A 12,612-nucleotide genomic window follows, 5' to 3' on the forward strand; every position below is an offset into this window, starting at 1 on the left:
CCGCCTGTCTTCCGCGCAATTGTCCAGACAGCATCTGGACAATTGGACCGTTGTTCCGAGGACGCTTGGTAGCTCATACCCTGCCGGGCATGCGTTGCCTGCGATTGTGCAACAACCTGTTGCACTAATAGCTTCATCTCTGTGGTGCATTGTCGGCGTTATCCTCCCTTCCGTGGGAGGGATCGGGTTCGAGCGTGAGCTGCCTTATTGGTTGGACCGGGTGGAGGTTGATATGAGTCAGTCGGAGCTTGCTTTGCCGACGGCCCGGCGGACCGCCCCGCACGGCGAGTGGGTGGAGATGTACCGGCGCGGTATTGCCCCATCCAGGATCGCCGTGCTGCACGCCGCGCCGGTGACCACCGTGCGCTTCCACCTGCAGGTCGCGAAGAAGCTGGAGCCTGGCCTCGAAGCAGAACACAAGAAAGCATTGCCGCAGCCTGCGCGACCGTCAGCAGCCTCCCTGCAGACGATGCAGAACGTTGTTGCATTCTGCCAGGCCGCCGGCCGGCTTCCATCGGCCCGTGCGAAGTCACCCAATGAGTCGATGCTGGGCCGTTGGCTCTACCGACGGCGTCAGGAAGCACTGGCAGGCACCCTCTCCCCCGCCATTCGTGATGGGCTTGATGTGATTCCCGGCTGGGACCTGACGACGCGGCGTAAGGCTGACGACGAGGCCCGGTGGCAGAAGCGTCTCCAGCAGGTGAGGACCATCCGCGACGCCGGCGGTGACTGGCCGCGTCATCAAAAAACCCCGGACCCGGACGAACGGATCCTGGGTGTGTGGCTGCACGGCCAGCGGATCAATTACCGTCAGGGGAGGCTGGCCCCGGAAAAGGAGTCGCTGCTGAACGAGCTCGTGCCCGGTTGGCGCGAAGGCAGGCGCGGCACCAGCGGCCGACGATGAACACAGGTGAACCCCAGCGACACGTAGGCGCAGTTACACGGGGAGGGACTGCAAAAGCGCAGTCCCTCCCCTTTCGTCTGCTGGGTTATCGGCTGGGTCCGCTCTTGGATCGTTCGGCTCCCACGGCTGACCCGGTGCGGGTCTTCCTGGCCTTGGCCGCGGCTTTGCCCATGGTGACTGCTGCGTTGGGGTGGGTGCCTTCGCTGCGCGCCGCAGTGAGCCTTCCGCGGATCTGGGCTTCGTTGGTGCCAGTGTTCTGCAGGGACTCCGCGAATTTCGCGTGGTGTTCGGCCGAGCCATAGCCAGCAGCTGACGCGGTTTCTGCCGTCCGGCCCTGGTCATGAATGCGGTTGCTGTAGTTGCCAGTGACGCGGTTCTCGATATCCCGGCCGACGCTTTCGAGTCGGGCGAAGAGTTCCTTTTCGGCCCGCTCGTACCGCTGTTCCATGGACGCCCACCGGGAGCCTTCGAAGCCGCCCTCTGCAAGCAGCTTGGCTTCGTGCATGTCCCTTGCCGCTTTGACGAATTCGGGGTCCTGGAAGTGGGCTTCGCCGGCGCCATTAAGGTTCGCGGTCGTTTCTTTGCGGAGCTGGTCAATGTCAGGGCCGTTGATGCCGTCTTTGCCGATCAGGAACATGCGCTCCTTGATGTCCGCGTCTGCGGCCGCGGCTGCTTTAGGGGTTTTGGCGTTGTGGGCGCGCTGCAGGGCCTGTGCCAGTTCGGGGTTTGCCAGGTACTCGACGGGGACCTGGTGGCGCTCCATGTGAGGTGCCAGCTTCGCAGCCTGGGCTCGAAGTTCTTCTGCCTGGGCGGCTGCAATCAGCTGCATGGCTTTTTCGTGTTCGGCGGCGGCTTTCCGTGCTTCTTCCTGGCTGCGTGCCAGCTCGTCCATCCGGGCCTTCTCGGTGGCGATAGTCGCGATCCCTGATTCGAGGTAGGCGGTGTCTGTGCCGACGTCGTGTGTGTCGATGCCGTACCGGGCGAGGACTTCTTGACGGATTTTCGTGGCTGCTTCGAGGGCGGCGGGGTCGTGGTCTTTCCAGCCTTCGGCGGCGGCGTGTGCCGTGGCGATGTCGGCCGGTTGTGCCTTGTCCCACCACTCGTCCTTCTGTACGGGTGCGAGGGCGGCGAGGGCGGTGCTTCGCTCGGCGGCAAGACGTGCTTGGGCTTCGTGGGCGGCTTGGGTGTCCTGGTGTTCCTGCTGTCGCTGGGCTTCCTGCCGGCGGCGGGCCAGCGTCTCGGCGATGCGTGAGGCGATCAGCAGGGATTGCCGCATTCCGTTGTCGAACAGGTCGTCGATGCCGTCTGATTCACTCATGGTGTTCCCCTTGCACTAGTGGTGTGAACTGTTATCGGTCGAGTGCCGGCCCGGTGCTGCGGCCGGGCTGATAGGTCTTGGAGGGTTGTGCCGGTGTAGGTGTCGTGGGGACCACGGAACCGGGCCGTATCGGTGCCATGCCCCGGCGGGCAATATCAACCGCCGTTGGCGGCACCGCAGCCGTTGCCGCCGTCTGCTGTTCTGCTCCCACGGGCACGGCCTTGGGCATCGTTGCGGTGAACGGGGCTAACTGGTTTTCGACCACTGCCCGGATGCGCGCAGCTTCCCTGGTTCGCCCTGACTGCTGATGCATTTCGTACACGGCGAAGGCGGTGTTGATCAGCTGCACCATGAGCGCTGTTTGCGCCGCTGTTTTGTTCTTGCTCGACGCTGCCAGGAACAACATCGCTGTCCCGGCGATGGATGGCAGGGTGACGGGTTTGCCGTGCTGCCGCGGGGCGCGGAGCTGCGCTGTGCGGGACAGTTCCGCTGCCGTTGCGGCCAGCGGCCCGGGGGTCGGTTCCAACCTGTAGGACCAGGCGGCGAATGCGCCGGAAACATCGCGGGCTGCCTTGGCCCAGGTGGCGTGATCGTCACGGGGTATGGTGCGGAGTTGGTCCGCCAGTGAGGTGGCGTTACGGGTGTAGTCGACCCACAGCTGCGGGTCCGGTGCTGTCTTCTCCGGGCCGCGGGGGTTGGCTTTGCGTTTGTTCCGCGCGGCGGCGTTCCACTCTGCCGCTGCTTCTGTCGCAGCCTGCGGGGTGTCCGTCCATTCCTGCCGCAGCGCACCGAGGCGGAGGTCGGTGGCGAGGGTGCCGCCGCCGAACCAGATCGGCCGCTCCCCCGGCTTGGGGCGTTCGGCAACGGAGTAGCCGCTGATGACGTCGGTGGTGTTCTTCGCGTACCGGGGACGGACCAGCAGGCCGGTGTCCCTGGCGCGCCGGACGAACTCTGCTTCACTGCCCGAAGCGGTGGCGCTGGCACGGACTTTCCGGGCCAGCGAGTCCCGGTGCATTTCCCGCTGGTCGCGTGCCGCGGTGGCCTTCTCGGCCCGGTCGTAACCACGGGTCGCGTGCACACTGGACAGCTCTTCGAGGCCGTACTTGGTTTCCAGTTCCCGGCAGGTCTGCTGCGCCTTTTTGTAGTCGCCGTGGGTGGAGGCTTTTGTGCCGTCTTCCCTTACCAGGGATACGGCGATGTGGATATGGTGGTTCCCGTTCTCACTCGTGCCGTGGTTGATCGCTACCCACCGGCACTGGGCCTTTCCGCTGGCCTCGGTGAAGCCCATCGCGTCGACGAAGTCGTTGGCGATGTCGCCCCACCGCTGATCCGTGAGTGCTCCTTCTTCGGCGCGCAAGCTCAGCGAGCAATGCCACACGTCAGCGTGCTTGTGCCCGTTCGGGACGCGTTCCTTCTTCACCGGGTCCCAGCGGTAATCCTTCTGCAACACCTCAACGCCGAACGCCTTCCGCGGCTGGTCCAGGTGCTTGGCAATTGCGGCAGCATCATCGGCGTCCAGGACGCCGTCGTCGTACCAGGCCATGATCGCCGCGTCGCCGGCAACCAGGTGCGGTTCCGTGTGCGCGTTCTTCGTCTTATCCGCATCCGTGGACACCAAATAGACCATCAGCCCGGCCATCCGGGAACCGCGGGTGATGTTCGGAATCATCCCTACATCAGCCCCTCAATCGCCCGGTCAATCCGCATCGCCACCTCGCGCACATACGCCAGTGCAGCTTTGGCGTCCTGCGGGAACTCGTCCCCGGCGTTGGCGTGCCGGGCGATCTGGTTCACGTTGTTCGACACCCGCGCCAACAGGGTATGGATCGCCATCAGCTCCGCCATCGCAGCTTTCCGCTGCGTTGGCGTCTCCGACCCCTCACTCAGTGCCGCGGTCAGCAGCAGGTTCGGGACCGTGACCTTCTCCCGCGCCGCCCTCGCAATCAGGGCCGCTTCCTCCTCCGCGGTCACCCACACATCCCTGCGCTTCTTCGTCCCCGCCGGCGAATTCGCACGCCGCCGCCTGGACAACGGGGAACGGGCGGCATTCTCGTCAGACACGCACTCCCCCAATCCCCTCAAAGCCCAGCGCAGCGACCCCGAAACCCGGGGACCCAAAAGCCAGTGTGCCAAACGCCGACGCAGGAGCCGTGCAGGACACGCCCATTTACACCCGTGTAAATGTATAGCTTGCTCCGCGCGGTTGCGGTGGACGGTCTTCGGCGTGTTGGGTCGTGAGGCTGACCCGTCCCGGGCTAAGGTCGAAGCACGGTACGACACTTTCCAGGGGGAGACAATGCGTCCAGAAAAACCATCTGCAGACCAGCCATTCGGCGGACCCGGCACGCCTGCTCTGTCCATTTCGGACGTAGCCTATTGGCCGGCAGATTCAACCCAGCGCGCAAGTATCAACCTGGAACTCACCGTGAACCGGCGACTCAACCGGGCGACCAGCGAATGCATCGCCGCAGCCCACGACACCCTCGACGGCGGCGCGTGCCACATCGAAAACAGCATCCGGCAGGTCGCCGCCGACCATCTCGCGCATCTTTCAGGAACCCGGGCCAACTTCACGGACGACGGCTACTACATCGGCGTCAATGCCATCATCCAGGACCGCACTCCCACCAACGCTTCATCAGAAACGAACACCGACGCTCAGCGGCCACCACTGACCGACTGGCAGCAAGCCCTGCTGCCGGAACTCACCGACTCCGTCGGACGGTGCCTGCCGGAACACGAAAAGGACCGCACCCACGCACTTGCCCGGGACCTCGCACGGGATATCCCGTCCGCATCCGACGTCATCGCCGCCTTCGACCGGGTAACGCTCACCGAGATCATCAACCGCCACGAGGAACGAATGGAAACGTTCGCCCGCGACCTGCTACCGGACAACCCGCAACTGCGCCGCGAAGCCACAGACATCCACCCGACGCTCCAGGCATACACCGCAGTCAGGCTCTCCCAACTCTCCTTTCCACAGCACCCGGCGGCAGCGCTCGACCAACCGCACCTCACCCACCCGGCCTCCGCCACGCCGATCGCGTCAACGCACCGGCCTGGCCCTTCCATCGACCGCTAACCCACCCACGCGAAAGGCAGCACCAACCATGGCGTCCCTCAACATCGAAGCCACCAAAAGCCAGGCACGCGCCCTCCTGGACTCGCGCATCAAATCCGTCGAAGAACTCGTCCAGGCGCGGCAACGCCTCACCGACCTGAAGGAGCAACTGGTCGCAGCCGAACGCGACGATAAGCGCGCATACGTCAAAGCAACCCGCGACGGCTGGAGCGCCGACGAGCTCAAGAAGCTTGGCCTGGAACCGGCTGCCGCCGGCCGCCGGCGCAAAGCCCAGTCCAAGCCCGCCGAGACCCCCAGCCCGTCCGATACAAACGGGATCCCGGAGAACTAGCCCCTCGCGCACAGGGGCACGGCAATAGCTACAGTCCTTACGGGCTTTTCCCGCACCCCTGTGCACGACGGGACCCGCCTGACCGGCTGCACACAACCGCCAGGAGACCACCGGCGGAAGCCTCACCACCGGGACCGGCGGATGTGCACAGCCTGGAAACGCCGCGGCTCACCCACGGGCACCTTCCCCATGGGCCAAGACCACCGCACCCGGCCCACCGTGAACCGGGCCGGGCTTCTTTCAGCAGGGACGACACACTCTCGAAGTGCGTGGTCACCCGAGGGGAAAGGATCCGGCAACAAGGGGGAAGCTTCTCAGGCGCCCGCGGGCTTCCAGCCCGGTCACGGGCGGCGACACCACAAGCTGCCCCGGCGGCGCTCATCACCACCAAGTACCGCTGTACCGCGTGATCCAAACAATGGCACCAACAGCACAGACCCGGCATCACAAACATCCGCCACAACAAAGAAGGCCGGCACCCGCTGCCGGCCTTCATGTCTGCTCTTTGGGACTTGATCTTCCAACCACCAACGGAAGGCATCGCCTCCGACGGAATCCGACCCGGACGCGATGCGCTCCGCAGGCCTGCGCTTACCCGTCAGCCGACCGCAGCTCGGAATGGTCGCGCCATGCCTGCTCGCCGTCCGTGTACTCCACGGTCCATTCATCCAGACCAACGCGTTCGACGATGACGGCCTGTTCCCAGCCGGACCCGTCGCCCCGTAGAACTTCAACGGCACTGCCGTCAGGGAACGAGTTGTGGCTGCCCAGGTACTCGCGGATGGTCTCCTCCAGCGGTGTTCGCCCACCCTTGGGGGCCGCATTCACCCACTGCTCCATGGGATCGGTTTCAGCCCAGCGCGTGGCAAGGCCAGCTACGTAGTTCGTCCCGTCATCGCTCATCGCTTGTCGCCGCTCCAATCCATTGTTGTGAGGCCCGGAAAGACTCTGTCACCGCCGTTACCGGTCGCGTTGCAGATAGGTTCCCGATGGGAACTCACAGCCGATCCGGAACTCCCTTCCCACGAAAGGCTCCCCGCGGCCATCGACTCCGCGACCAAAACCAGCATCAATAACAACCTGCTCCTGGACGGTGTCACCGCCCAGTTCCTCGGCGACGTCGACGATGATGGGCAGGTCATCGGGAAGCCCGGCAAGGGCCTCACGCAACTGCCCTACCGTCCAGGCCTGAACTGTGTGTTCGAAGTCCATTGTCAGATCCTTTCACCCGGCACCGACATTAAGGCGATGATCAGTGTTTCAGTCCTCGCCGTCGAGGGCTTCAGCCGTGATGGTTCCGGTCGCAATGCGTTCCCGGGTCTCCTGGTAGCAGCGCTCCAGGTACGCTGCCAGGTCATCCTCACTGACACGCCACATGCGGCGGCCACCAGTGAGCTGCAAAGCGCGCAGCTCCCCCGATGAAACCAACGCGTACACGGCCGGCATGCCCACGTTCAGGATCTCGCTGATCTGGGCCAGAGTCAGTAGCCGCGGGAACCTCGGCTTCCCGGGCTCGGGTGCTGGCATCTGCTCAATGTCCTTGCTCCACTTCGGCATGCTTACCTGCCCTCGTTGCGGTGTCGGATTTCTTCGCGGGTGCGCTGCCCGGGGCGGAGTTCCCCCGCCGGGACCCCCGGCCATTTCCTGCCGCCGTTGTACTTGCGCTGCAGCCGCTTCACTTCCCGCAGCGTCGCGGCCTCGATCAGGTCGGTGATGGACGCGTACCCCTCGAAGTGACCGGCTTCCTGGACGGCCGCGCGCACCTGGTCGGCGTCGGACTCGGTGAAGTAGGGCGAGAAGGATTTGTTCTTCCTAGGCATCGGGAGCCTTGGTCTCGGGGGCGACGCGTTGCAATAACGCGTTGTGTACCTTCTCCAAGGTGGTGCTCCGCGCCTCGGCGCTGGCCAGCTTCCTCTCCGCCTCCGCCGCCGCGGCGGCGGAAGCGCGTTCGGCCGCTCGTGCTTCTTGGAGCTCTGCACCCAGGGCGGCCAGCCGCTGCTCCAAAGCCTTCACTCCGGATTCCAGGCCGGTGATTCGGGCTTGAAATTCGGCGGCCGCGGATTCCTTCTCAGCGGCCGCCCTGTCCAGGTCCGCGACCAGTTCGGCGATTTCCTGGTCTTTGTCCTTGCGTTCCTGTGCCCAGGCCGTCTCGACGGCGGTGTGCCGCGCGGCAGCCTGGGTGGAGGCCTCAGCCCAGACGGCCGCGGTGAGCCGGGTCGCCTGTTCGAGCAGGGCGGGCGGCGTCGCGGCCACCTGTCCCCCGGCGGCCAGCTTTTCCTCGTTCCATTCCTTCAGGTACCGGGTAGCGTCCGCGTTGCTGACCCCGGCGGCGTGACGGACCGTGGACACGGTAGGTCGCCGCTCGGCGCTGATCTGCTCGGCAGCAGCAAATACGCGGTCCTTGGCGCTCGGGCTCACGGCGTCGTCCTCAAAAGGTAGTAGGAGTAGTAGTAACAAAACTACTACTCCTACTACCCTCGGTCAATGCGCCGCCGGTTCTTGGCCCCTCGGCATGCGGGCAGGGAGCAGTCGTCCACGCTCTCCCGGCTAGAAGGGCGGTTCGCCGTTCGGGCTGTTGCCCCAGCCGCCGGCGGTGGCGCTGGCTGTCGGCAGACCCCACGGGTCCTCCTGCTGCCCAGCCTGGCCGGCGCCGTTGCCGCCGGACGCCCCGCTAGGCTGCCCGCCCTGGCTGGTGCGCTGGGTGCGGTTAACCTTGGCATTCGCGTAGCGGAGTGAGGGGCCGATCTCGTCCACCTCCAGCTCTATGACGGTGCGCCTCTCGCCCTCCTTGGTTTCGTAGGAACGGGACTTCAGCCGGCCGGTCACGATCACGCGCATGCCCTTGGCCAGGGACTCGGTCACGTTCTCAGCTGCTTCCCGCCAGACACTGGCACGGAGGAAAAGCGTCTCCCCGTCCTTCCACTCGTTAGACTGACGGTCGAAGGTCCTGGGCGTGGAAGCGATGGTGAAATTCGCGACGGCCGACCCACTCGGAGTGAAGCGCAGCTCTGCATCTGATGTCAGGTTTCCAATGACGGTAATCGTGGTTTCGCCGGCCATGATGGTTCCTTTTCCTCGCGTGCTGGTGATGTTCTCGGTCTCTGTTGCGGGTTCGTCCGCCGGGTCGGTCCCGCCCGGTTCATCGTGGGTGAGGTCGTTGAGTTGGTACTGGTTCGCGGTGTGTGCGTCCCAGAGCCCGCCCTCCCCGAGCAGGGCGCGGCTGATCGCCTCAAGGTACCCGTCATCCCCATCCCGGTCCGGGGCGGCGTAGCCCTCGTACAGGTCCACATCGAGGGGTTCCACGATGGCGGGTTCTACAACGTAGGGGTCCGTAACGTCGGGGTAAATCCTGCCGCTGGGGTTGACCTGCCGGAACAGGTCCACCTCCAACGGGATCCGTGGGCTGAGTTTGAACCCGACGACCGGGCGCAGTGGCGTCACGGTCCTCACGCAGCCTTGTGACTCATGGCCGCCTGGACGAGCTTGTCGCGGCGCAGGCCCGACCAGTGGTCCTGGTCATCAAAGTTGTTCTGCACAACGGGCGCCTGGGAGTAGCCCAATTCGGCGGTGATGTACTCCAGCGCTGCCGGCACTTCGGTGATATCCACGGCCGTGTAGGTGATGCCCTTGGAGTCGAAGTAGTCCTTCGTCTTCTCGCAGTTGGGGCAGTCGGGCTTGGTGTAGACCGTGTAAGCGGCCGGTGTTGCAGTCATTTTCAGCACCTGGTTTCGTGTCAAAAAAGTTTCGTTCGTCTGGGTGACTTGCTACCTCAATTTTACCAATCATTCAACTGAATGAATAGAGCTTTTCCCGCTTATTCTAGGGATTTTTGGAGCATATTTTTACACGCAAAGGTGTAGTTTCCCCGGTCGCCGACATCGGTTACGGATGGTGAGTGCCACCGCCGGCGACTGTGGTCATCCCCGGTGGTTCGCCAGGGCCGCAGCCCCCATGTGCCTGAAAAGCCAACACCCGATCGTGATGAGATGCCCCGCAAATATGCACTCCCCCCATTGAATTGGTGTCGTCCCTGCTGAGAGAACGCCGGCCCCTGGTAGTAGGCGCGTCGGCGGCGTTGGGATTGGACCATGGGAGACTTTGCCGCGATTGGGCCGACGGTATTACGGCGTGGCTGCTTGAAAGGTAAGCATGCTTTCTATTACTTTTGTTGCAGCTTCTCCGCCTGGCCCCCATCAGGCGGAGTGGTTGCCAGGGAGGCCCCGCCAGTGCTCGTGCTGCGGGGCTTTTCTCTGTCTGCGCTGCGCGGCAGTTGTCAGTTAATCCGGAACGGCAGAAGGAGTGTGGAATGGCTCAGGGCGATATCGAGACGTACTACGAAGGCGGCCAGTGGAAGAACAAGCGCGAGGGCACTGACCGCGCCTTCGGTGCCGGCTACAGCACCAAGGACGAAGCGGTGGCTGCCGGCCGGGAAACGGCCCAGGCGGACAAAGTCGAGCACGTGATCAAGAACCAGGACGGCCAGATCAGCTCCAAGAACAGCTACGGCAACGATCCCCGGAACGTCCCGGGCTAAGCCCAGCCTGGGACCCCTGGATGGAAGACGGCTCCCCCTAGCGTGTCTGTGACCCCGGCGTGTCGCCTTCATTGAAGTTGGGGTCGCGGGGATCACCATGAAGTCATGAGCGAAAATCCAGAAGAAGCCGTAAGGTCGACGAACCCCAAGTTCCCCGGGTATGCGAAACGCCAGGACGAACGTGAATGGCTCGTTTACCGCACCGATGATCAGCAGGTCGGCCTGATGATGGAGACAGACATCCACGGAGTCTTTGACGTTTTGTCCCTCCACAGGTCCGAGCCGGTTGAAGTGCAGGGTTTTCAAGCGGCGCTGGCTTATTGCTTAGAGAACTTCCGTCCGCGTCCCCTATAGGTCTGACGCCGCAGGACATTCATGGCTTAGATGTAGCGGCATCACACTGCGAGGACACGAGAAGGGCCGGCTCATAAGAGCCGGCCCTTCTGCGTTCTCCTCGGCAAAGGAAATCTACGGATTCAGCCTAGCTGAATGTTGGCGGTGGTGCCTGCAGCTTGCCCAGGGGCGTCGTTGTCCCTGGGTAGCGCGGCACCTGGTGGTGCGTGGGAAAAGGTGCGTTGATCGGCGGTCCGCCGCTGGTGATTGGTTGCTGTGGTTCGCCCTGGGCGGCGGACCGCCCGACCTCTGGAAGGTTCCCGGCCCTTGCGTGGTTAGTGGCCGGGGGTCTTGCCGGGCGGGGTTCCCGCCCGGCAAGGGTGTTTATGCGGCCGCGTCGTCCTCGGCTGGCTTCTGTCCGTCGAGGATGATGCTCTCGACTTCGCTGGGGGTGTATCCCCACGTGACCAGCTGGTTCAGGTAGTCCCGGTGCGTTTGGCTTGGGGACCGCCACGAGTCCTTGGCGATGGTCTTTTCATACCCTGCGCATACCAGCGCGATCAGTGAGAACTCGGGCCGTGCCTCGGTTTTGGCGACGTGGTCCCGAAGCGGGTTCCATCCCCACCGGTTGGATTCTTCGACCTTGGCACCGACCATTTCAGCGGCGACCTTCCCGTCGTAGCCGCTGGCGGTTTCGGAGTGGTGGGTGATGGCGTGGACGGTGAAGTACTGCCAGCCTTTGGGTGCCTGCTTGCGGGCCAGCAGGGTTCTGACGAACTCGCGGCGGACCTTGGTCGCTGATTCCATGGCCTTGTTGTTGGCGATCAGGGTTTTCCGCTCGGCCTTTTGTTCCTCGGTCATCGGGCCCTTTTGGGCCTGCGTCCCGCCACCGTTGTAGCGTTCGTACTTGGGGGCGAAGCCCAGTTCCTTCCAGTCGCAGATGACAGGCTCGGCCCGGTGTTCACCCCGGTAGTTGGTGCTGATCACGTAGGCGTTGGCGTCCTCGTCGGTGGCCGGTTCCCCGTCGGCCCGCTTGGCAGCTGAGACATACAGGTTCTCCTCGTCGGCGTAGTGCCCTGCGTCTTCGACGATGGCCTTGCCCTGGGCGATAAGTTCCTCGATCAGCGCAGCAAGCTGGGCCTTGGATTCCCGGTCGTCCCGGAGCTTCTGGGCGATGTGGTCAAAGTACTGCGGCTCGTCCCGGATCACGGATTCGAGTTCCTCGATGGCGTCCTGGTCTCCCTCGAACTCGGTCATCACCAAGGCCATGTCCAGGGTGTAGCCGCTCTCGAGGGCCTTGGTCCCAGTGGTGGATGCCTTGGCTTTGAGCGCGTTTTCGACCTTGTCCTTGGTCCGGCCGGTCTTCTTGGCGATCGCGGCCGCCGAGACGCCGATCAGGGACAGCTGGTGGTAGGCATCGGCCTCGTCCGCTTCGGTCAATTCGGCGCGCTGGATGTTCTCCACGACCTGCGTCACGATGCGCTCGGCTTCCTCGGGCGAGTCGATGAGCAGGACTGGAATGAGGGGCCGTCCGGCTTCGACGGCGGCCCGGGTGCGGCGCTGGCCCATCAGGACGTGCACCGTGCTGTCGTCCTTGCGGTGGGCGATCACCGGTTCCATCACGCCGTGTTCCTTGATGCTGGCGACGAAGTCAGCGGTCAGGGCGGCGTCCTTGCGGACGTTGATGTCCACGGTCAGGGTGGCCGGGTCGAGCATTTCAAGCGTGGGTGTTGCGTTCATGTGGTGTTGCTCCTTCTTGCCGAGAAGTTGGGTGAGTGGGGCGACCAAAGGTGACCGGCCAGCCCCCCCTCTCCCCCCGTTGTTTTTTGGCTGCTGGCGAAGCTTGCGGAGCTGTGCCCGTGGAGTCCCGTCTACCCGCAGGGCAAGGCACGGAAAATCTTCGGAGGAAATCAGCGAGGAACGAGCGCCGGAGAAGAATTTCCGGGCCGCAGGCCCCGACGAAGGAGGGGCTAGAGGGGCCGGAGCGGGCACGTACAATCCGAAGGACAGCAGCCAAAAAACGTCGTAGACACACCAGGTTCAGGGGGTCCGGAGCTCTGCGACGGCACACCCTGGACCCAACAGCCGGCCGCGCCAGCGGACGCCC

The 12,612-nt window shown here is 64.2% G+C and carries 16 protein-coding genes; 5 read left to right on the top strand and 11 right to left on the bottom strand.

All coding sequences use genetic code 11. From position 1 onward, the window contains the following. Window positions 1–172 precede the first annotated feature (172 nt). Window positions 173–904: a helicase associated domain-containing protein gene (locus ACHL_RS23230; protein WP_244266596.1), complete on the top strand. Its 732-nt coding sequence runs from the start codon at window positions 173–175 to the stop codon at window positions 902–904. 85 nt (window positions 905–989) lie between these two features. Here the strand turns inward: ACHL_RS23230 and ACHL_RS23235 are convergent, their stop codons facing one another. From ACHL_RS23235 to ACHL_RS23245, 3 genes are read right to left on the bottom strand one after another with little or no spacing between them, the layout of a single operon-like run. Further along, on the bottom strand, window positions 990–2,222 hold the full coding sequence (locus tag ACHL_RS23235) for a hypothetical protein (protein ID WP_012623609.1): 1,233 nt from the start codon (window positions 2,220–2,222) through the stop codon (window positions 990–992). 31 nt (window positions 2,223–2,253) lie between these two features. Continuing rightward, window positions 2,254–3,891 carry a relaxase/mobilization nuclease domain-containing protein gene (locus ACHL_RS23240; protein WP_012623610.1) on the bottom strand — a complete coding sequence of 546 codons (1,638 nt, stop codon included), beginning with the start codon at window positions 3,889–3,891 and terminating at the stop codon, window positions 2,254–2,256. Window positions 3,892–3,893: 2 nt separating this feature from the next. Then, window positions 3,894–4,283, bottom strand: a complete 390-nt coding sequence (locus ACHL_RS23245) for a MobC family plasmid mobilization relaxosome protein (protein ID WP_244266597.1) — start codon at window positions 4,281–4,283, stop codon at window positions 3,894–3,896. Between the two features lie 364 nt (window positions 4,284–4,647). On the opposite strand from ACHL_RS23245, the gene ACHL_RS23250 reads away from it, so the two are divergent. Further along, window positions 4,648–5,307 carry a hypothetical protein gene (locus tag ACHL_RS23250; protein ID WP_043795286.1) on the top strand — a complete coding sequence of 220 codons (660 nt, stop codon included), beginning with the start codon at window positions 4,648–4,650 and terminating at the stop codon, window positions 5,305–5,307. A 28-nt stretch (window positions 5,308–5,335) separates the two neighbouring features. After that, the gene (locus tag ACHL_RS23255; RefSeq protein WP_012623613.1) at window positions 5,336–5,638 is read left to right on the top strand and encodes a hypothetical protein; all 303 of its coding nucleotides are present in this window, start codon (window positions 5,336–5,338) and stop codon (window positions 5,636–5,638) included. 591 nt (window positions 5,639–6,229) lie between these two features. On the opposite strand, the gene ACHL_RS23260 is transcribed toward ACHL_RS23255, so the two are convergent. From ACHL_RS23260 to ACHL_RS23290, 7 genes are all read right to left on the bottom strand, one after another. Further along, window positions 6,230–6,541, bottom strand: a complete 312-nt coding sequence (locus tag ACHL_RS23260) for a tudor domain-containing protein (RefSeq protein WP_012623614.1) — start codon at window positions 6,539–6,541, stop codon at window positions 6,230–6,232. Between the two features lie 57 nt (window positions 6,542–6,598). Further along, on the bottom strand, window positions 6,599–6,850 hold the full coding sequence (locus ACHL_RS23265) for a DUF6225 family protein (protein ID WP_012623615.1): 252 nt from the start codon (window positions 6,848–6,850) through the stop codon (window positions 6,599–6,601). Between the two features lie 48 nt (window positions 6,851–6,898). Continuing rightward, complete coding sequence (locus ACHL_RS23270) at window positions 6,899–7,165, bottom strand: helix-turn-helix domain-containing protein (protein WP_244266598.1); 267 nt, start codon at window positions 7,163–7,165, stop codon at window positions 6,899–6,901. Window positions 7,166–7,197: 32 nt separating this feature from the next. Further along, the gene (locus ACHL_RS23275) at window positions 7,198–7,458 is read right to left on the bottom strand and encodes a ParB family protein (protein ID WP_012623617.1); all 261 of its coding nucleotides are present in this window, start codon (window positions 7,456–7,458) and stop codon (window positions 7,198–7,200) included. Continuing rightward, window positions 7,451–8,056 carry a DNA-binding protein gene (locus ACHL_RS23280; protein WP_139187242.1) on the bottom strand — a complete coding sequence of 202 codons (606 nt, stop codon included), beginning with the start codon at window positions 8,054–8,056 and terminating at the stop codon, window positions 7,451–7,453. The genes ACHL_RS23275 and ACHL_RS23280 overlap by 8 nt, the downstream gene beginning before the upstream one ends. Before the next feature lie 129 nt (window positions 8,057–8,185). Next, the gene (locus ACHL_RS23285) at window positions 8,186–9,079 is read right to left on the bottom strand and encodes a single-stranded DNA-binding protein (protein WP_043795331.1); all 894 of its coding nucleotides are present in this window, start codon (window positions 9,077–9,079) and stop codon (window positions 8,186–8,188) included. Between the two features lie 5 nt (window positions 9,080–9,084). Further along, complete coding sequence (locus tag ACHL_RS23290; RefSeq protein WP_012623620.1) at window positions 9,085–9,351, bottom strand: glutaredoxin family protein; 267 nt, start codon at window positions 9,349–9,351, stop codon at window positions 9,085–9,087. 593 nt (window positions 9,352–9,944) lie between these two features. Between ACHL_RS23290 and ACHL_RS23295 the strand changes: the two genes are divergently transcribed. Both ACHL_RS23295 and ACHL_RS23300 read left to right on the top strand, forming a co-directional pair. Then, window positions 9,945–10,172, top strand: a complete 228-nt coding sequence (locus ACHL_RS23295; RefSeq protein WP_012623621.1) for a DUF2188 domain-containing protein — start codon at window positions 9,945–9,947, stop codon at window positions 10,170–10,172. 105 nt (window positions 10,173–10,277) lie between these two features. Next, window positions 10,278–10,526: a hypothetical protein gene (locus ACHL_RS23300; protein ID WP_012623622.1), complete on the top strand. Its 249-nt coding sequence runs from the start codon at window positions 10,278–10,280 to the stop codon at window positions 10,524–10,526. 363 nt (window positions 10,527–10,889) lie between these two features. Here ACHL_RS23300 and ACHL_RS23305 read toward each other — a convergent pair whose 3' ends face one another. After that, window positions 10,890–12,245, bottom strand: a complete 1,356-nt coding sequence (locus ACHL_RS23305) for a ParB/RepB/Spo0J family partition protein (RefSeq protein ID WP_012623623.1) — start codon at window positions 12,243–12,245, stop codon at window positions 10,890–10,892. Window positions 12,246–12,612: the final 367 nt, after the last annotated feature.

This window comes from Pseudarthrobacter chlorophenolicus A6, assembly GCF_000022025.1.
GTDB classification, from domain to species: domain Bacteria; phylum Actinomycetota; class Actinomycetes; order Actinomycetales; family Micrococcaceae; genus Arthrobacter; species Arthrobacter chlorophenolicus.